This is a genomic window from Hyphococcus formosus (assembly GCF_046736345.1).
Classification (GTDB): Bacteria; Pseudomonadota; Alphaproteobacteria; order Caulobacterales; family Parvularculaceae; genus Hyphococcus; species Hyphococcus formosus.
Genome location: NZ_CP157210.1, coordinates 386,832 through 406,291, shown reverse-complemented (window position 1 = coordinate 406,291; position 19,460 = coordinate 386,832). Strand labels below are relative to the sequence as shown.

Annotated in this window: 20 protein-coding genes; 6 read left to right on the top strand and 14 right to left on the bottom strand. The window is 53.0% G+C overall.

Annotated features, from left to right (window positions below):
- Positions 1-13: 13 nt before the first annotated feature.
- The 3 genes from ABFZ83_RS01870 to rsmA are packed head-to-tail and all read left to right on the top strand — an operon-like array spanning position 14 to position 3,142.
- Complete coding sequence (locus tag ABFZ83_RS01870) at positions 14-1,279, top strand: peptidylprolyl isomerase (protein ID WP_411817743.1); 1,266 nt, start codon at positions 14-16, stop codon at positions 1,277-1,279.
- A 4-nt stretch (positions 1,280-1,283) separates the two neighbouring features.
- On the top strand, positions 1,284-2,306 hold the full coding sequence (gene pdxA, locus ABFZ83_RS01865; RefSeq protein ID WP_411817742.1) for a 4-hydroxythreonine-4-phosphate dehydrogenase PdxA: 1,023 nt from the start codon (positions 1,284-1,286) through the stop codon (positions 2,304-2,306).
- Entirely contained in the window at positions 2,303-3,142 is an 840-nt protein-coding gene (gene rsmA / locus ABFZ83_RS01860) for a 16S rRNA (adenine(1518)-N(6)/adenine(1519)-N(6))-dimethyltransferase RsmA (protein ID WP_411817741.1), read from the top strand. Before pdxA ends, rsmA begins: the two co-directional genes overlap by 4 nt.
- On the opposite strand, the gene ABFZ83_RS01855 is transcribed toward rsmA, so the two are convergent.
- From ABFZ83_RS01855 to ABFZ83_RS01840, 4 genes are all read right to left on the bottom strand, one after another.
- On the bottom strand, positions 3,139-3,552 hold the full coding sequence (locus tag ABFZ83_RS01855) for a PaaI family thioesterase (protein WP_411817740.1): 414 nt from the start codon (positions 3,550-3,552) through the stop codon (positions 3,139-3,141). The genes rsmA and ABFZ83_RS01855 overlap by 4 nt on opposite strands.
- A gap of 12 nt (positions 3,553-3,564) precedes the next feature.
- A complete protein-coding gene (locus ABFZ83_RS01850; RefSeq protein ID WP_411817739.1) occupies positions 3,565-4,119 on the bottom strand; it encodes a cupin domain-containing protein in 555 nt (184 codons plus the stop codon).
- A complete protein-coding gene (locus ABFZ83_RS01845) occupies positions 4,120-4,605 on the bottom strand; it encodes a CC0125/CC1285 family lipoprotein (RefSeq protein ID WP_411817738.1) in 486 nt (161 codons plus the stop codon). It abuts the gene before it with no gap.
- A gap of 124 nt (positions 4,606-4,729) precedes the next feature.
- Positions 4,730-5,767, bottom strand: coding sequence for an NADP-dependent oxidoreductase (locus tag ABFZ83_RS01840; protein WP_411817737.1), 1,038 nt, complete (start codon positions 5,765-5,767; stop codon positions 4,730-4,732).
- 239 nt (positions 5,768-6,006) lie between these two features.
- Between ABFZ83_RS01840 and ABFZ83_RS01835 the strand changes: the two genes are divergently transcribed.
- Entirely contained in the window at positions 6,007-6,375 is a 369-nt protein-coding gene (locus ABFZ83_RS01835; protein WP_411817736.1) for a hypothetical protein, read from the top strand.
- A gap of 161 nt (positions 6,376-6,536) precedes the next feature.
- Positions 6,537-6,899, top strand: coding sequence for a YMGG-like glycine zipper-containing protein (locus tag ABFZ83_RS01830; RefSeq protein WP_411817735.1), 363 nt, complete (start codon positions 6,537-6,539; stop codon positions 6,897-6,899).
- A 27-nt stretch (positions 6,900-6,926) separates the two neighbouring features.
- Here the strand turns inward: ABFZ83_RS01830 and ABFZ83_RS01825 are convergent, their stop codons facing one another.
- The 6 genes from ABFZ83_RS01825 to ABFZ83_RS01800 all read right to left on the bottom strand — a co-directional run bounded on the left by ABFZ83_RS01825 (position 6,927) and on the right by ABFZ83_RS01800 (position 12,627).
- Positions 6,927-7,187 (bottom strand): hypothetical protein, encoded by a 261-nt coding sequence (locus tag ABFZ83_RS01825; protein ID WP_411817734.1) that lies wholly within the window; start codon positions 7,185-7,187, stop codon positions 6,927-6,929.
- Positions 7,184-8,095 carry an alpha/beta hydrolase gene (locus ABFZ83_RS01820; RefSeq protein WP_411817733.1) on the bottom strand — a complete coding sequence of 304 codons (912 nt, stop codon included), beginning with the start codon at positions 8,093-8,095 and terminating at the stop codon, positions 7,184-7,186. Before ABFZ83_RS01820 ends, ABFZ83_RS01825 begins: the two co-directional genes overlap by 4 nt.
- Before the next feature lie 74 nt (positions 8,096-8,169).
- Positions 8,170-10,185 (bottom strand): TonB-dependent receptor, encoded by a 2,016-nt coding sequence (locus ABFZ83_RS01815; RefSeq protein ID WP_411817732.1) that lies wholly within the window; start codon positions 10,183-10,185, stop codon positions 8,170-8,172.
- A 39-nt stretch (positions 10,186-10,224) separates the two neighbouring features.
- A complete protein-coding gene (locus ABFZ83_RS01810) occupies positions 10,225-11,238 on the bottom strand; it encodes a fumarylacetoacetate hydrolase family protein (protein WP_411817731.1) in 1,014 nt (337 codons plus the stop codon).
- A 25-nt stretch (positions 11,239-11,263) separates the two neighbouring features.
- On the bottom strand, positions 11,264-11,488 hold the full coding sequence (locus tag ABFZ83_RS01805) for a DUF6980 family protein (protein WP_411817730.1): 225 nt from the start codon (positions 11,486-11,488) through the stop codon (positions 11,264-11,266).
- Positions 11,489-11,493: 5 nt separating this feature from the next.
- Positions 11,494-12,627, bottom strand: a complete 1,134-nt coding sequence (locus tag ABFZ83_RS01800) for a homogentisate 1,2-dioxygenase (protein WP_411817729.1) — start codon at positions 12,625-12,627, stop codon at positions 11,494-11,496.
- A gap of 272 nt (positions 12,628-12,899) precedes the next feature.
- Between ABFZ83_RS01800 and trxB the strand changes: the two genes are divergently transcribed.
- The gene (trxB, locus tag ABFZ83_RS01795) at positions 12,900-13,847 is read left to right on the top strand and encodes a thioredoxin-disulfide reductase (protein WP_411817728.1); all 948 of its coding nucleotides are present in this window, start codon (positions 12,900-12,902) and stop codon (positions 13,845-13,847) included.
- Here the strand turns inward: trxB and ABFZ83_RS01790 are convergent.
- The 4 genes from ABFZ83_RS01790 to ABFZ83_RS01775 are packed head-to-tail and all read right to left on the bottom strand — an operon-like array spanning position 13,844 to position 19,457.
- Positions 13,844-14,704 (bottom strand): 3-keto-5-aminohexanoate cleavage protein, encoded by an 861-nt coding sequence (locus ABFZ83_RS01790; RefSeq protein ID WP_411817727.1) that lies wholly within the window; start codon positions 14,702-14,704, stop codon positions 13,844-13,846. The two genes, trxB and ABFZ83_RS01790, sit on opposite strands and share 4 nt — an antisense overlap.
- Complete coding sequence (locus ABFZ83_RS01785) at positions 14,701-16,650, bottom strand: biotin carboxylase N-terminal domain-containing protein (protein ID WP_411817726.1); 1,950 nt, start codon at positions 16,648-16,650, stop codon at positions 14,701-14,703. Before ABFZ83_RS01785 ends, ABFZ83_RS01790 begins: the two co-directional genes overlap by 4 nt.
- A 14-nt stretch (positions 16,651-16,664) precedes the next feature.
- Positions 16,665-17,837, bottom strand: coding sequence for an acyl-CoA dehydrogenase family protein (locus tag ABFZ83_RS01780; protein ID WP_411817725.1), 1,173 nt, complete (start codon positions 17,835-17,837; stop codon positions 16,665-16,667).
- 9 nt (positions 17,838-17,846) lie between these two features.
- Entirely contained in the window at positions 17,847-19,457 is a 1,611-nt protein-coding gene (locus tag ABFZ83_RS01775) for an acyl-CoA carboxylase subunit beta (RefSeq protein WP_411817724.1), read from the bottom strand.
- Positions 19,458-19,460: the final 3 nt, after the last annotated feature.

Below are 19,460 nucleotides of genomic sequence, written 5' to 3'. Positions count from 1 at the left end.
CATTTTCTTAAGCATGGCCTCAGCTTTCGCCCAAGCCCCCGAATCTGAAGAACGCCCCACCAGTGACGAGGTTATTGCCAGATCAGGCGTCCCGGCAAGCGCAGTTGCGGCCGTTGTTAACGACTCGGTCGTGACGACTTTTGACGTTCGCCAGCGCATGAAAATGATGGTGATCTCTTCTGGTGGTAAACTCCCACAGGAGGCCTTCCCGCAATTGCAGGCGCAGGCCCTTCGCGACCTGATCGAAGAACGGCTCAAATTACAGGAAACCCGAAAATACGAGCTTCAGGTTACCGACGAAGAGATCAATGACGAGCTGAATATGATGGCGGCTCAATCGGGGCTGACCCTAAAACAAATGATCGAAATGCTCGAAGGTACCGGCGTTTCGATTAAATCCCTGCGCGAGCAAATCCGCGCGCAGATCGCTTGGCCACAGTTGGTCCAGGGCCGGTATCGCGACCGGGTGCGCGTGAGCGAAGACGAAATCGAAAACACCCTTGAGCGCATGCGTGAAGATGCGAGCAAGGAGCAATATCTTGTCTCAGAGATTTGTATTCCCGTCGATAATCCGTCTCAGGCGCAGCAATATTATCAAGGTTCGATGCAGCTGATCGAACAAATGCGCCGCGGTGTTCCGTTTTCGGTCGTCGCGCAACAATTCTCAGCTTGTACGACAGCCGCAGTTGGCGGCGATCTTGGATGGGTACGCTCGGGCGAACTCTCAGAGGAACTCGACGCCGCAATTCGTGATTTGCCGCCGGGCTCGGTTACAAACCCTATTCCATCTGAAGGCGCATTCATGATCCTTGCTGTGCGGGATAAACGTCAGGCGACGGAGAAAGGCGAACCAACCTTCACGCTTGCTTATGCTGCCGCTGATGAATCTTTAGGCAATAACGCAGCCCGTGCGGCCCTTGATAAGATCAAATCCGCAGAACTCTGCTCGGGGCGTTCATTGCGCATTGATCTGGGCAAAGGCGTTGGTTATAGCCTTCTTGAAAATGTAACCCTTGACCAAATTGACGAGCGTTTCCGGCCACATATCGAAGACCTGAGCCGTGATGAGCAAAGCCCGGTCATTAAAGCCGACAACGCCTATCATTCGGCCTATGTCTGCGACAAGGACGAAGGGCTTGGCCTGCCGTCACGGGAAGCGTTGGAAAATCGGATCTACTCCCGCCAGCTCGCACGGATCGCGCAACAATATCTACGCGACGTAGAGCGTGACGCGATGGTGGATGTACGCATGAAGTCGCTGCTTCAATCAAACGGGTAACACCATGACCACACAGCGCGGTGCCATTAACCCGCTCGCTCTAACCATGGGCGAGCCCGGCGGCGTTGGCGCGGAAATTACGGTCAGCGCGTGGAACAAACTGCGCGGCTCCGGCCTTTGTTTTTTTGTCCTGTCTAGCGTCGATCTCTTTAAAGGAGCTGGCGTTCCAATCCGCGAGATTAATGCCCCCAGCGAAACGGCGAAGATATTCGACGACGCATTGCCCGTTTTGCCACTCGGACAATCTGTATCCATGACGCTTGGCGAAGCCTCGCCCAGAAATGCCTCCGCAGTCATAGCCAGCATAGAAAAGGCTGTCGGATATGCCCTTTCCGGCGAAGCATCGGCAGTTGTCACGAACCCGATCCAGAAATCATCGTTGATCGCCTCGGGTTTCAAGTTTCCCGGCCACACTGAATTTTTGGCGGACCTTACCAATGATACGCCCATGCCCAACGGCCGGACGCGTGGACCCGTCATGATGTTGGCTGGCCCTGCCCTTAAAACCGTGCCCGTGACCATTCATCAATCAGTCGCCTCGGCTGCCACCGACCTTTCTGCGACAATGATCGAGAAAGCAGCAAAGGTTACTGCTGAGGCGCTGCAATTCGATTTTGGCGTCGCCAATCCACGGCTCGCAATATCCGGATTAAACCCACATGCTGGCGAAGGCGGTGCGCTTGGCAAAGAAGACTTGGCCGAGATCGCACCTGCGGTTGCCTCGCTTAAAAAACGAGGCATCGATGCACGCGGCCCGTTACCGGCCGACACCATGTTTCACGAAGAGGCACGGGCAACCTATGACGCTGCGCTTTGCATGCTCCATGATCAGGCACTCATCCCGGCTAAAACATTGGCCTTTCACGACGCCGTCAATGTCACACTTGGCTTGCCAATCATCCGTACCTCACCGGACCACGGAACCGCGCTTGATATTGCAGGCAAAGGCCTCGCGCGCGCAGATAGTCTGCTCGCCGCCATTCGCCTAGCAGCAACCATGGCCGAAAGCCGAGCCTCCGCCCAATGACCTCTCCGAATAACACGCTTCCGCCCTTGCGCGATGTAATTGAGCAATTCGACCTAGGCGCGAAAAAGTCTTTAGGCCAACATTTTCTGCTTGACCTTAACATGACGCGGAAAATAGCGCGGGCGGCGAATGTATCTCAAGGAGATCAGGTCCTAGAAATCGGACCGGGACCCGGCGGATTGACCAGAGCATTGCTTGAAACCGGGGCCAATGTTGTTGCAATCGAACGAGACAACCGGTGTATCGATGCCCTGGCGCAAGTAAATGACGCATTCGACAATCGCCTCAACGTAATCGAGGCAGATGCAATGCGCGTGGACGAAATCTCCGTCCTTGGCGACAAGGTTCCTGTGAAAGTTGTTGCGAACCTTCCCTATAATATTTCGACGGAACTCCTGATCAAATGGCTGAAGGCCGGTCCAGCACTTTGGTCGGTTATGGCGCTCATGTTCCAAAAAGAAGTCGCCGACCGCATTCTAGCCGCTCCGGGGTCAAAAACCTTTGGGCGTTTGTCGATTATCTCTCAAGTCGCATCGCGCCCATCGCGGGCATTCAATTTGCCGGCGCGCGCCTTCACACCGCCGCCCAAAGTGGAATCGACGGTCGTTTTGTTTGAACAGCCGGATACGCCTTTCGCGCATATTGATGCGCTTGAAAAAATAACCCAATCGGCTTTTTCACAGCGGCGCAAAATGCTGCGCTCTTCACTTAAATCCCTTTGCGGTGAAAAGCTCGGACCTATGTTGGAAGCCGCAAATGTCACAGAAACACAGCGCGCTGAAGAGTTATCGGTCGATCAATTCAAAAAAATGGCAGCATTTTTTGAGCGACATTAATCGCCCGGACGAATAATCTGGGTTTGTGTCACCACCGCCGCCAGCTTCCCATCTTCGCGAAAAACTTCTGTTTTCCAGACTTGCAGCGTCCTGCCAATATTGACCGGCGTCGAAACACCTTTGGCAACTTGCCCGACCGGGATGGCGCGCAGAAAGTTTGTCTTGCTTTCAATTGTCGAGGTCATTGCGCCTTCCGGCATGTTCATAAACGCACCAATGCCGCCCATATTATCGGCGAAGGCCATGATCGCGCCGCCATGTAGAGTTGGCGGTATGGTGCAGTTCTCTTCGGTCACATCCAATTCGCCCTCTACGCGGGATTTGGTGACCAATGTCATCCGCACGCCCATTGTTTTCGCAAAAGGCGCATTCATTTTATTGAATGTGTCTGCCAGATTTTCTTCGCTCATTGGGACGACCAATCAATTTTTTACGTTTATCAAAACTGCAACTAAAAGCGCTGTTTCCTTGCCTTTATTGACCCATGCGTGATTGGTCGCGCGCTGAATGACCACATCACCGGGCTTCAAAGACGTGGCTTCGTCATCATCCAACAACATATCAACCGCGCCCTTAACGAGAATAATTACGTCTAGTGAGTCGGTTTTATGCATCATCGGGTGACGGCTGGTATCAACCCGGCAATGGGATGCATCGACCGCGCCGAACGCAAAAGCCGCAGCGGCCTCAAGTTCCTCAGTGGTTTTTTCCTCGTCATCGGGCGCAACCGAGAACCATCTGACTTTGACCGTGCCGGCCTCGGGTTCGAGCGCAAGATCAATATCTGAAAGGCGGTCTGACGCATCGAATAATCTTTTCTCAGACAATTCCGCTGACCAAATTTCTGCCAACCCTGCTTCTTCTAGCGCGATCAATTTCGCTGCGGATCCATCGATCAACACTCGTGAGCGACCATTTTCGTCATTGCTGGTCACGACCCGGCGAAGCGATTGCCATTCCATTTTACCGGTGCTCATTTAAACCCGCCCGCCGATTGTATCGATTATTTCACGCGCATCAAAATATTGGCCGTCATCTGGTGGTGCGCCGCGGCCCAGCAGCACTTCAATACGCGCTGTATAGAAAGTCCGGCCACCGACGGTTCCAAGGTCACCGCCAACACCGACGCCAACACTACTGCGCCGACCATAGGAGCCAGTGCCAAAACCAGCACCAATACCGACCCCGCCGCGTTCTTCGCCGCTCACGTCACGTCCGATAACGCGGAACCAGTCATATCCTTTTGCGATGGTGATTTCACCGGCACGTAAAAGCGCATAATCTTCGACCTGTTCGGGCGGCATATCACCAGAACCGCGATAGGTGATGCGATGACGGTCTGATTCGATTTGCGTGTCTTCGTAGCCGAAGCCCTTGGCATCCGCAGGTCCATAGGTCATGGGGCCCACCGTCGTACAGGCACCAAGCCCGACCGTCGCAATTAATACCAACAAATATTTCATTATCCGCACCTCCCATCTGCAGGACGATAGGCTAGCACCAGCTTGGGCCCGGCGCAAAACCCCTTAGCAGGTACAAAAAAGGCCCGAACAATGTCGGGCCCTTTAAAATCAATTCGATGATCGCCTATTGTTTGTCTGGCCCGACGCGGACAACCGCCTTGCCCAAATTCTCGCCTTTGAACAAACCGACGAAGGCATCCGGTGCCTTATTAATTCCATCGTATACGGATTCTTGATATTTTATTTTACCCTGCGCCAGAAGCGGTGCAACTTCGGCGGCGAATTCCATCGCTTTATCCATATATTCAGAGACAATGAATCCGCGCGCCATCACCCCGCGACCAATCAAATTAACAAGATTGGGTGGTCCGGGCTCAGCTTCCTTGTTGTTGTAAACCGCAATCATCCCGCAAAGCGCGATCCGACCGCCCAGCGCAATACAGTTGAGCGCCGCTTCGAGATGCATACCGCCAACATTTTCGAAATAACAATTGACGCCTTTCGGCGCGGCCTCTGCCAGCGCTTTCGTCAGCTCACCAGCATTTTTGTAGTCCTTATAGTTTAGCGCGACGTCTACGCCGGCTTCTTTTTCGAGCCACTCACATTTTTCTTTTGAACCCGCTGACGCGATAACGCGCGCACCTTTTGCCTTACCCAACTGACACACCACCGACCCAACAGCGCCCGCAGCACCCGATACGAACAGTGTTTCACCTTCTTGAGGTTTCAAAATCTGCGTGACACCAGCCCAGGCTGTCATGCCCGGCATTCCGAGCACGCCGAGATAGGCGGAAAGCGGCGCGAGGTTGGGATCGACCTTTTGTGTGCGCTCGCCCTTTGAGATGTAATATTCTTTCCAGCCGCCAAGAAAATCGACGATATAATCGCCCGCTTCAAAACCGGGAACATTCGATTCGATGACTTCGGAAACGGCACCGCCTTCGAGCGGCGCATCTAATGAGAATGGCGGAATATAGCTTTTGACATCCGGCCGCATTCGCCCGCGCATATACGGATCAACGGACATCCAAACCGTTCGGCACAACATTTCACCTTCGCCGGGCTTTGCGACGTCGATCTCGCGCGTTTCGAAATGCTCGTGACCGGGCATTCCGGCCGGATAACTGGTTAGGAACACGGCCTTGCTTTTAGTGGCGCTCATATCGATCTCCTTTTCTGTCGTCGCTTTACCCCCGGATTCATGCGGGGATGGCTTGTCTGCAACCTATGCCAATCTGGCCACCTCGCAAGAGTGTGATGCAGTAGCGCCCAATTCCGCCGCAGCTCTGCCTCATTCTTGCCTTGCGGGCTTGGTTAACTCTTTGTGACAGAGCGGCAGGGGCCGCATGGTTTGAGTAAGTCGAATAATTTCAGCGCATTACCCATGCGAAGGAGAACACAATGAAGAATATTTTGATCGCCTCTGGTGCCATGATGTTGGCCGTTACAGGGTGTCAATCTACGGGCGAAGGTGCGCTGACCGGGGCAATGCTCGGCGCAGCGGGTGGTGCCATCGCAGGTGAGGTTTTCGCCGGTAGTCCAGGCAAAGGGGCCGCCTATGGTGCGCTCGTTGGCGCGGCGCTAGGCGCCTATGAAGGGTGTTCACGCGCCGGAACCTGTTGGGGCCGCGCCCGAGATCACGGCCACAGACGCTATGATCGTTATTCTGGTCGCTATTATTACGAAGATCCATATTACGGTGACACCTATTGGGACGATGGTTCCTTCCGTGATTATGGCCGCCGGCAGGGACGCCGCGGCAGATACTAATCCCTCGACTACTGGAGTTGCGTTGCAAGACCCGGCCAGTCTGATGACTGCGCCGGGTTTTCCTTATTTCACTTTCGTAAGGTCTCGGAACGGCGCACCAATCATTGTGTTCCCCCATTATATGGCCCGATGACAATCGGGTGCTGAATGAGGGAGTACCCATGAAGTTACTTTTATCCGCAGCAACCAGTAGCCTTTTACTTGTTTCCGCGTGCACCTCCTCGGGAACCGCGGAACGGAATGCCGCCTATGGTGCTGCAGCCGGCGCAGCTGCTGGCGCAGTCGCAGGCGAAGTCATTGCCGGTAAGCCCGGACGCGGTGCCGCGATTGGCGCTGGTGTCGGTGCCGTTGGCGGTGCAATTGCCGGTTGTTCCCGTGCGGATGACTGTTTCGGCCGCGCGCGAGATGACGGCGAGCGACGCTACGATAATTATACCAATCGCTATTATTATGTGGACCCGCGCACCGGTGACACATGGTGGGAAAATGGCGAGTTCCGATCATATGGACCGGGTCGTCCATAAACAGTAGCCACTGCCTGTCTTGGTCGCTTAACGATCAGGACGGGCAGATTTTTCTTTCCGCATCTGGCTAAGCGCCAACAGCGTAAGCGTAGGGACAAAGGCATCGACCTGCCCGGTCGGGTCAGCAATTTCCCAAAACGCAATTAAGCCCGGCCAGCCCCACATCACGACCGCTGCGACGCCTAATAATCCGTCTACGACCATTTCTAACCCCGGTATTCGACCGATCGTGAAGTCCAACAAATCGAGAATGATCGAAATTATGAGCTTTCCGGTCGCAGGTTTCATTTGAGCGTATTCTCTCCGGTCTGTTTGCTTATAAATGAAGCAGCCTTTTCAACGGCCATCATAGCTTCGGGAAAACGGCTAGGAAAGATCGGCCAGACATGACAAAGTCCATCCTCAAGGATCAAGGTCGAATCAACGCTTGCCTCTTCAAGCCTTAGATGCAGACGCACAGAATCGTCCAATAACACCTCGGCTTTACTCGCAAAAGTCAATATCGGCGGTAGCCCCGAAAGGTCACCATAAAGCGGCGACGCCAATGGATTTTTCGGATCAGCATCGCCCAGATAGCGTTTTGCCCCCTCGACAATATAAACGGCTTTGAACATCGCGTCGCTTGCGTCATTATCTTTTATCGAATGGCCCGTCGCCGCAAGGTCTGTCCACGGAGAATAAAGCAACGCCCCCGACGGCATTGGTAGATTTCTTTCCTTAATCGACAACAAAAGCGCGAGCGTTAACCCACCGCCAGCGGAATCGCCGCCCAATACCATTGTCTCAGGATCGCACCCCTGCCCTAGCAACCATTCATAAGCCATGACAGCGTCTTCCACCGCCGCGGGGAACGGGTTCTCCGGTGCCAAGCGATAGTCGAGCGAGAAAACATCCGCTCTTGCTTGCTTGGCGAGGGCGAAAGTCGCATCGCGGTGAGATTTTGGTGATCCGAAAACATAACCGCCGCCATGCATGTAAAAAACTGTTCTGCCGCGCGCAGCATCGACGGCGCGATGCCATTCCCCGCGAATGTTCGGCTCTTGAACAAGTTCCATCGTGATGCCTGCTGGCGGCTTTTCCGGTGCCAATTTTTCCGCCCCCTCGCGGAGAGATTTAGGCGGCATGAGATGAATTGGCTTTGAGCGAAATGTCGCCTTGATATACCAGTTAAAGAAATTTGCGCGCAGACTAGCCAAAACTATTCTCCCATCTATCTGCGCAGAGGCTATGCGCTAATAACAGACAAGAAAAGTCTCAACAGCAGATCCGGTCACTGCCGATAACGAATACCGAAGCCGAAAGTGCGCTCTTCCCCCGGGAAATATCGATCATTTCCAAATGCGAAATCCGCTCGTTCCGCATAAAGCGTATCCGTTAAATTTCGAATGGTCGCAAAAACCGCAAGCCTGGACGTTACGCCAAGTTCGGCCCGTAAATTCAATACATCATGCCCATCATAAACATGGTCATTGGCAGCGTCGGTGAAATAAGAGCCCATCGAAACCCACTCCGCTTCCAATGTCGCGCGCTCTGTCGGTGTCCATTTCAGCCGCGTATTCGCGATGACGCGCGGTGCCGTATCAACATCGTCTCCAAAGTTGATTGTCTCGGTCGCCTGTCCGGTTATCCGATCGAAACGATACGTATGCGCCGCATAGGTCACCGCACTTTGCAAGCTAAGCGTTGGGTGAAGGGCAATCATTATATCGCCCTCAATACCTAAATGACGTGTTTTCCCATTCGCAACATTAAACCCATCCGCGTCGCGGAAAAAGAAATTGCGCTTATCCATGAAAAAGCCGGATAGGCTGAGATCGACAATCGATCCAATTTGGGCGCGCGCGCCGACTTCGAAGGCGTCAATTTTTTCAGGACGTGCCTGATCACCGGTTTGATTAATTTGTAGCCGATAAAGGTCCGACGTTTGCGGCGGTCGAGTTCCGCGTGAATAGCTCGCATATATCGAAGTTTGATCATCGATGTGATGCATCAATGTGAATTTCGGACTGGCCGTCACAAATTCATCTGACCTATCATCAAGCCTTAAAAAACGCCCTTCGAATCCGCTGTCGATCTTGTTGTCATAATCGTAAAATGTGCCGTCAACCCGCATTGCGGCCGTTGCGATTGTGCGCGGCGTTAGCTCATATGATGCCTGTACAAAGCCTGACAAATTCACAGCAGAGACATCGTAATCGTAATGTTGACCGGGCGTATAAGAAAAAATCCTTGGCGCAGATTGGAATTCGCTCAAATATCCATCCGTGTACTCAATATCGGTGCCTGCAATCAGTGAAAGCGCACCCGCATCATGGTAGATTGCGCTTTGGGCACCCATACTCCAATGACCATTTTCTTCTAAAGCATTGGAGGGGAGGAAATGCTGCGGGAACTCCATCTGATTCCAACGCGCATAAGGCGTGAATTTAATTCGAGTATTTTCGCCGGTATCGATGATAAAGGTTGATTGAAGTCGCGCCGCCTTGGCGTCACGATAAGCGAATGGGAAATTATTTGTCCGTCTAAGCGCTCGATCGTTTAACGTATCCTCACCGAATATGAAACCTGCTGTTTCCTGTTCGAGATTGTCAAACGAGAATATGGTATCAATCGTAACGCCGCCATCATCAAAAACATGCCGCAAGGTAAGCTTTTGCTGGTCGATCCCAGCATCATCGCGATATCCCGCTTCGGTCACCACGGAACCGCCTATGAACCAGCCATGTGCGCCGTTGCTGCCAGAAACCGTGCCCTTGAATTTATAACGGTCCTCAGTATCGCCAAATGCCTCTGCGAAGATTGATGTGTCCTCCGTTGGCAAGGGCGTCAGAACATTGATGACCCCGTGAATAGCATTGGCACCGTAAACCGCCCCGGACGGGCCGCGCACGACCTCAACCCGATCTGCAATTTCATAATGCGCCCCGAACAGCCCATTGATATTGGCAAAGCCAGCGGACCGAATAGGCACGCCATTCTCAAGGAATAAAAAAGACCCTGCCCCCGCGCCAGACGTTAAGACGGGCGAACGAATTGCGGTCAGGTGCTCAGCCCCGGATCCCCGATGTAGGGCAACACCGGGCACCCGCGCTAAAATTTCCGACACGTGATCGGCGTCAATTAGCTTCAATTCATCTTGGTCGATTGCGGAAATGCTTAAGGGCACCTCTTGAAGCGACTGCGCGCGCCGCTCCGCGGTGACCACGACACCATCTTGCGCAGACGCAACGCCGCTCCCCGTCAGAGCTGACCATGATACAAAACCGACAAAGAGCGCATTTTTCAAAAGAGAGACTCCGAAACCAAGCTTACGGAGTCTCTACAATTAACGCTCGTATTTTTCTACCTTCTGATCGATAGAACCGAAGATAGACCGCCCATCGCTATCTTTCATCTTGATTTCTACCGTGTCACCAAAGCGCATGAAGGGTGTTTTTGGCTCACCATTCTTGATGGTTTCGATCATTCGAATTTCGGCAATGCAGGAATAACCATCGCCTCCTTCGGAAATCGGTTTGCCGGGTCCGCCATCCAGCTTGTTTGAGACTGTACCCGACCCAATGATCGTACCGGCGCAAAGAGGCCGCGATCGCGCCGCGTGAGCAATCAATTGCGCAAAATTGAAGGTCAGGTCTTTACCCGCATGGGCCTGACCGAAAGGCTCTCCATTATAGCGAACCAACAGCGGGAGATGCAGCGAGCTATCTTTCCACGCATCGCCTAACGCATCCGGCGTAACCGCAACAGGGCTGAAGGCCGAGGACGGCTTGGATTGAAAAAAACCAAATCCCTTTGCCAACTCACCGGGAATTAGGCCGCGCAATGAAACATCATTCACCAACATGACCAATCGAATGTAATCGCCTGCTTCGTCAGCGCTGACACCCATCGGCACATCACCGGTGATAACAGCGACCTCACCTTCCATGTCGATGCCCCAGCCTTCATCCTGTGGCATACGGATGGCATCGCGCGGCCCGAGAAACGAATCCGATCCGCCCTGATACATCAGAGGGTCTTCATAAAAACTCTCTGGCACTTCAGCGCCGCGTGCTTTTCTCACGAGCTCAACATGATTGATATACGCCGAACCATCCGCCCACTGATAGGCTCGTGGCAATGGTGACGCTGCCTCGCGTTCGTGGAAACGCTCTACCGGAACGGATCCGGTCTCAACGCCTTGCGCGAGTTCGCGTAATCCGGGCGCGACATTCTCCCAATCATCGAGCGCGGCCTGCAATGTCGGCGCGACACGGCCCGCATCTGTGTAGCGGGTCAGGTCATTTGACACGACAACGAGCTTGCCGTCGCGGCCACTCTTTAACGATGCTAATTTCATAGTACCTCCAGCATTTTTGCTTAATTTAGAGTGACAGGCTTACGCCGCACCACGGACAATGACGGATGATGACAACGTTCCTTCCGCCATCATGCACAATCAATCCGAACTGATTAAATGCCTCATTGTAAGCAATAAGACTGTCCGGACACTCAAATGGGTCGTCGTGATTATCGCAGTTCATCTCCAACGCTGCCTGCATGGATTCGCAGCAAAGGGATTCAGGATCAGGGTGTTGTGTACGCGTCATTCATTTTACTCGCTTGTTCGCCAGCTATTGACGTAGTCCTTGTTTTCGACTGCATCAACATCCGGCCCAACATCAAGCGGGTCTCGCGTATCGATCATCACGGCATATTCGTCGGTTGCTGGCTTTTTCGACACCAGCATATTTTCAAGTGCTTTCGGATGCGGCCCGTGGGTAAATCCCGACGGATGAAATGTCATCATACCCGCATCGATATTATCACGGCTGAAAAAATCACCTGCATGATAAAACAGAACTTCGTCATAATCGTCGTTATTATGGAAGAACGGCACTTTGAGCGCGCCTGGGTCTGTCTCGAATGGACGCGGCGCGAAAGTACAAACAACAAATCTGTCCGAAAGAAACGTCGTGTGCGCCGATGGCGGCACATGGTAACGATGCGACATGATGGGCCGCACATCCCGGACATTCAGTTTCACTGGTGCTAATTCGCCATGCCATCCGACAACATCAAGCGGGTTATAGGGATAAGTCGCGACCGAGACTTGCCCACGTTTTTTTATTTCGACATGTGTTTCGTCATCGTTCGATTGATGCTCGCGGAATGCATCATTGATCGACGGCGCTTCCAACACTGCCGGATCAAAAATCGCATGGGGACCCAACAAGCCTTTGTCCGGCAGGGTATAGTGATTATTAGTCGCCTCGATCATCAGTATCGAAACGGCTTTTGAAGGGGCGAGCCGCCACATAGTTCCGCGCGGCAACATGATATAGTCCCCCGCTTCGAAACTCAGATGGCCATAATCACAATAAAGATCGCCCTCGCCGTCATGAATGAACAATAACTGATCGCCATCGGCATTCCGCGCGAGGACATCCATCGGCTGATCCAGTCGCCAAAATCTGATTTCAGTCGCGTTATTGTGCAGGATTCGGTCAGCGGTCCACGGTGATTTATATGAATGGTTTAGCGCTGCGAGATCAAACGCGCGCGGCCGCAATGGCCCTTCGAAATTGACCCAACTGGTCGGTGGCCGCTTGTGATGCATGAAAGCGGCTGGGCCAAAAAAGCCTTCTTTCGAAATCTCCCGCTCATAGGTCCCCTTGGGCATATCCGCATGGGCCTGCCGTGATGCCTCGCCTTCGATTCGCGACGGGGTGATCCATTTCCGTGCCATTGGGGGCTCCTCCTGCGATATGGGCAATTACCCAAATTCAATTAGTAACATTTGTTACCATTTTTTCCGCATTCCCGCAAGGGTCCTAGTCGTTTCGGCCTAAAGAAAACGGCCCACGGGGTTCATCGGTTCCGGGGGCTAGTCCAATGGCCCTCGGTTTGGTAACGCCTGCGCGAGCCAGCCGCTTAGTCGGCTTGAACTGTTGCGGCCTACCCGCCATTTGATGTGACCGGCGCGCATTGAGCGACCGATACGAGAAACGAGGACAAGAAGTGAAAAAGACACGTTTGTTGATTCTAGGCTCCGGCCCTGCCGGATTGACCGCAGCGATTTATGCCGCCCGCGCGGGCCTGAAGCCTGTTCTTGTTCACGGCCTACAGCCGGGCGGTCAGATGACCATTACAACCGATGTCGAGAACTATCCCGGTTTTGCGGATGTTATTCAGGGCCCATGGCTGATGGAACAGATGCAAAAGCAAGCCGAACATGTGGGCACGGAATTCATCAATGATCTGATCACAGACGTCGATGTTTCAAATCGCCCTTTTACGCTCAAGGGTGATAGCGGCGAAACCTATGAAACCGACGCGCTCATCATTGCAACGGGCGCTCAGGCAAAATGGCTTGGCTTGCCATCAGAAGAAAAATTCCAAGGCTTCGGCGTTTCCGCATGCGCGACCTGTGACGGGTTTTTCTATCGCAACAAAGACGTGGTTGTTATCGGTGGCGGTAATACAGCCGTCGAGGAAGCCCTTTATCTTGCAGGTCTCGCAAAAAAAGTTACGCTGGTCCATCGGCGCGACGAATTGCGCGCAGAAAAGATTCTTCAAGCGCGATTATTCGCGAAGGAAAATATTGAAGTCATCTGGGACCATACGCTTGACGAAATCCTCGGCGATGAGAACCCACTCGGCGTTACGGGCGCTCGTTTGAAAAGCATGAAAACCGGTGAGACCCGCGACATCGCGACGGATGGGGTTTTCGTTGCTATCGGGCACAAGCCATCAACCGAACTTTTTGAAGGTAAATTGCCGATGAAAGATCACGGCTATTTGGTAACCAAACCGGATTCAACCGCAACCGATATTCCCGGCATCTACGCCGCCGGCGACGTCACGGATGACATTTATCGTCAGGCCGTAACCGCTGCGGGTATGGGCTGTATGGCAGCGCTTGAGGCCGAGAAACTATTGGCGGCAGAAGAAGTCGAAGCCGACTAGTTTAACCCCAGCGTTTTTCTGGTTTCAGCGGGGCTCGAAACATCGCGCCCCGCTTTTTTTGCGCAATTTGCAAGGGCTTCTATCATCGGGCCATTCGAAGAAGCCTTGGTGCCATCTGGCAGATAAAAACAATCTTCAAGGCCAGTCCTTAGATTACCGCCAAGTTCAGCGACTTTTTCATGGACCGCCCAAACGTCCTGGCGACCGATAACGGTCGCCTGCCAAGGCATGCCAGCTTTTTTGTATTTGACTAACAATGGCAGCAGGTCGGGATCAGCAGGCATGCCGCTGGCGACACCCATCACAAAATTATAATCCGCATGATCGGTCATGCCGTTTTCGATATAGAGCCCAACAGAGCGAACAATACCAATATCGAAACATTCAAATTCCGGAATGATATTGCACTCTTTCATCACGTCGATGAAGTCTTTTACCTTCGAAGCCGGATTATCGAAAACCATCGGCGGCCACGCCCAAGAACCATCTTTCCGGGTTTTCAAATAATTCAGTGTTCCCGCATTACAGGCCGCCATTTCGGGCTTACAGGCGCGCAAATAATCGAGCACATATCCATATTCCGATCCGACAACACCAGTCGTCATATTAATTACAACGCCGGGGCATGCCGCGCGAATGGCCTCATTTATCTCATTACAAATCACCGGATCCCAAGTCGGAAGGTGTCCCTTTCCTTTTTCTTGCTGGCGGTAATGAACATGCATGATTGACGCGCCTGCATCAAAAGCACGTTTCGCTTCTTGCGCCATTTGCTCTGGCGTAACTGGCACCGGGTGCTGTTCCGGATTGGTCAAAACACCGGTCAGGGCACAAGTTATTATTGCTTTTTCACTCATTGATTTTCCGCCTCCAGAATGACCAGCTTCGAACGTATGGCGACTTGATCGCCAGTTTTTGCAATGACATCAGATACAACACCGTCGCGCGGGACTTTTAATTGGTGTTCCATCTTCATGGCTTCAATCGTCGCCACAGTTTGCCCCTTTGAAACCTTATCCCCCGCACTGACCGAGACAGAGGTCACCAATCCGGCCATTGGCGCTTTTATTATACTATCCCCGCCGGCCGTATCGGATGCCGGTGCCAACGTAACGTCTTTATACTCGTGGGATACTCCGTCGATCTGAACGTCGATAGCGTCACCTAGGCGGCATATTATGGCTCTTTGTTTTGCGCCATTCGACGAGAATTGAATTTCTTGTTCTGTCTTTCTCTCGACCCGAATTTCCGAAACCTCGTCATTCACGCGCACGGTGAGGTCGCGGCCATTAAGCGAAACCGTAGCGCGGATTAGTCCATCACTTCCTACATCCAACATCAACGGAAATTCCGCTATACCACGAGAGTTCCATCCCGTTAGTTCGCTCTCGAACGGAACATCAATCATTGCCGCCGCCGCGAGCGCAACAGCGAGTGGATGGCTTTGCCTCGTCCCTAATCTTCCTATGTTTTTCTCGATAAAGTCAGTGGCCGCATCACCTGAGGCAAATTCTTTGCTCTCCAATAGCGAGACGAGAAATCCGCGATTGTTGACCACCCCGAACAACACAGTCGAATTTAATCCCTGCACTAGCTTTCTACGGGCTTCGTCGCGCGTGCGGCCATGGGCAATGACTTTCGCAACCATCGGGTCATAATGGCTTGGCAAAACATCGCCAGTTTCTATCCCCGTATCACAGCGAACTCCGGGTGCGGGCTCGAAACGCGACACAGTGCCGGAATGCGGAACAAACCCGTTGGCAGGGTCCTCGGCGTAAAGACGTGCTTCCATCGACCAGCCGCTAATTTCAATATCCGCTTGCGTTATCGGCAGTGGATTTCCCGCAGCGACGTCGAGCTGAATTTCGACGAGATCAAGCCCCGTAACCATTTCGGTTACCGGGTGTTCGACCTGAAGCCGCGTATTCATTTCAAGGAAGTAGAACTCCTGCCGCGTCACGTCGTAAAGAAATTCAACCGTCCCGGCCCCGACATATCCGACAACTTTTGCCGCTTTTACCGCCGCTTCACCCATGACGACCCGTTGGTCATCGGACAACACCGGTGACGGTGCTTCTTCGATGACTTTTTGATTGCGCCTTTGCAAAGAACAATCCCGCTCGCCGAGATAAATGCAATTACCGTGTTCATCGGCAAATATCTGAATTTCGATATGCCTTGCACCGATCACCGCACGCTCTAACAGCAAATTCCCATCGCCGAAGGCGCTTTCAGCTTCGGCTTTCGCTGATTTCAATGCTGACGAGAGATTATTGGGATCTTCGACAATCCGCATACCGCGTCCGCCACCACCAGCGGAAGCCTTCACCATGACGGGAAAACCGATGTTCTCAGCTTCCTTGGTTAGCCGCTCAATTGATTGGTCAGCGCCTTGAAAGCCCGGTATACATAGCACGCCCGCAGCGATCATCCGCTCTTTCGCACTGGCTTTGTCGCCCATGGCACTAATCGCATCCGCGGGTGGCCCGACAAATATGATATTTTCCGATTTACAAGCAGCGGCAAAGTCCGCCCGTTCCGAAAGAAAACCATAACCCGGATGGATAGCATCCGCATTTGAACGCTTGGCTGCGGCAATAATCGCATCAATATTGAGATAGCTTTTTGCCGGTTCCGCCGGGCCAATAAATTCCGCTTGATCGGCCTGCCTTACATGCAATGCGCCTTCATCTGCGGCAGAGTAAACCGCGATCGTCTCTATACCGTGTATCTTAGCGGTTCGAATAATGCGGCAGGCAATCTCGCCACGATTGGCGACAAGCAATCTACGGATCGTTTTCATAGGTAAATTTCCGCTCAGGATTTGCCGGGTAATGTGCCCATATATTTACAGATGATCGACAACATTACTTCGTCGGCACCGCCGCCAATGGATCCCAATCGACCATCGCGATACGAACGCGAAACTGGGGTTTCCTCCATAAAGCCCATACCGCCCCAATATTGGAGGCAAGAATCATTGACCTCGCGCGAAAGACGACCAACTTTCAGTTTTGCCATCGAGGCAAGCATGGTTGCATCCTCGCCGGACATCATTTTTTCAACTGCATCCCACGTCAAAGAACGCAGAGCCTGGACCTCCGTCTTGAGTTCGGCCATGCGGAAATGAACAACCTGATTATCAAGGATCGATTTTCCAAAGGCTTTTCGCTCGCGCGTATATTCAATTGTCGCATCAATCGTATTATCGAGACTTACGAGACTTGATAATGCCGCCCATAAGCGCTCTTCCTGAAACTGGAGCATCTGGTACATGAACCCGGCCCCTTCTTCGCCAATGCGATAGCGCTGGGGAACGCGGACATTATCAAAGAAGAATTCTGCCGTATCAGAACTCCGCATGCCAAGTTTCTTTAGCTTACGCGCGATCGTTATTCCTTCGCGGAGATTTCCCTTTTCGTCCCGCAAGGGAAGCGCAATCAGGGTTTTGTTTCTGTGCGCACCATCATCAGACGTATTTGCCAATAGACACATCCAATCCGCTTGAGTACCGCTCGTCGTCCACATTTTACCGCCATTGATGATGTAATCATCACCATCCTTCTTGGCGGTTGTTTTAATCGACGCCACGTCAGACCCGGCACCGACCTCAGACACTCCGAGGCAGGCCACATAATCACCCGCGATGGTGGGCCGCAATAAATCCTCTTTGGCTTCTTCGGTACCGAATTTTGCAAGAGCCGGGGTCGCCATATCGGTCTGAACGCCAATCGCCATTGGAATCCCGCCGCAATTAATATAGCCGAGCGTTTCCGCAACGATTGCGCCATATGACCAATCGAGGCCCATCCCGCCATATTCAGTCGGCTTGGTCACGCCCAAAAGCCCAAGATCGCCCAAGCCTTTGAAAACCTGATGAGCAGGAAAAATCCCTGCCTCTTCCCATTCATCCACATACGGATTTATCTTTTCGTCGATATAGCGTTTGAGCATATCGCGAATTTGTTCATGTTCAGAAGTCAGTTTCATATTCCTCTCCTACATCCGTGCAACACCGAAAAGATTCGGTCTTAGCTGGCGGCTTTCCGCTTCAGCGAGGCTATCAAGGCAAAAGGCCAGAACGTTGCGGCTATCCCTTGGGTCGATCAGGCCGTCATCCCAAAGGCGCGCAGTCGCAAATAGCGCACGCGATTCTGCGTCATAGGTATCCACGATATGCTTCGCCATACCGTCGAGGAATTCCGTATTCGGCTCCTGCCCCTTTCGGCGCGCGCCCTCTTCCGCGACAATGCGCATTGTCTTTGCTGCCTGTTCCCCGCCCATCACCGCAATCCGGTTATTCGGCCAGGCAAAAATAAAACGCGGGTCAAATGCTCTGCCACACATGCCGTAATTTCCCGCGCCAAAGGATGCACCAATATGCAGCGTAAGCTTAGGCACCGTCATATTTGTGACCGCCTGGATCATTTTGGAGCCGTGCTTTACAATTCCCCGTTGCTCAGCATCCGTACCAACAAGATAACCCGTTGTGTTCTGCAAAAAGACAACAGGCGTACCCGCCTGTTCCATTAGCTGAATGAATTGCGCCACCTTCGCCGCACCGTCCGAATCAATTGGCCCATTATTCGATATTATGCCGACCTGATGACCGGCAATCGCGGCCTGCGAACAGACGGTCGCGGTACCATAGCCATCTTTGAAGCCGAGAATATCCGAGCCATCAACCAATCGTGCGATGACTTCGCGCGAGTTATACGGTTGACGATAATCCACAGGGACAACGCCTAACAGCTCTTCAGGGTCATATAGTGGCGGATCATATCGGCGCTCACGCTCGGCGCGGTCCCAGCCAAGTTTCGACAGAATTTCTCGCGCGATACGCACACCATCGGCATCATTCTCGGCCATATACTCAGCTGTGCCGGACGTGTGATAGTGCATCTCCGCGCCGCCAAGATCTTCATCAGTCGCAATCTCGCCCGTCGCCGCTTTGAGCAAAGGCGGTCCCGCAAGGAAGACTTTCGACTTCCCCCGCACTGCGACCACATAATCCGACAGTCCCGTTTGATAGGCACCACCCGCTGTCGATGATCCGTGCACAACGGAAACTACCGGGCACCCAGCCGCAGACAAGCGCGCCAGATTGGCAAATGTCTTACCGCCCGAGACAAACATTTCTGCCTGCCGCATCAAATTCGCGCCGGCGCTTTCGATTAGCTGCACAAAGGGAAGCTTATTTTCGAGTGCGAGTTGCTGCGCGCGCAGTGCTTTATGAACCCCCATTGGGGTTGCAGCGCCGCCTTTTATGCCGCTGTCCGAAGCCGCAACCACACACCGCACACCTGAAACGAAGCCGATTCCGGAAATTGATCCGCCGCCAGAGATGGCCTGATCGCCATCGTCATCGTGCATTTTGTATCCGCATAAGGTCGATAGTTCGACAAAGGGTGCACCGCGATCAAGCAATAGCGCCAATCGTTCGCGCGGCAATAATTGCCCCCGCTTTTCGAACTTTGGTTTCGCCCGTGCCGACGTCTCGACAATCTTTTGCTCGAGCGAACGGAATTGCTCGATGAGTTTAAGGTGGTCTTCCCGGTTTTTTTTGAAACCGGATGCGTGAACATCAATGTCGCTTTCGAATATCGGCATGGC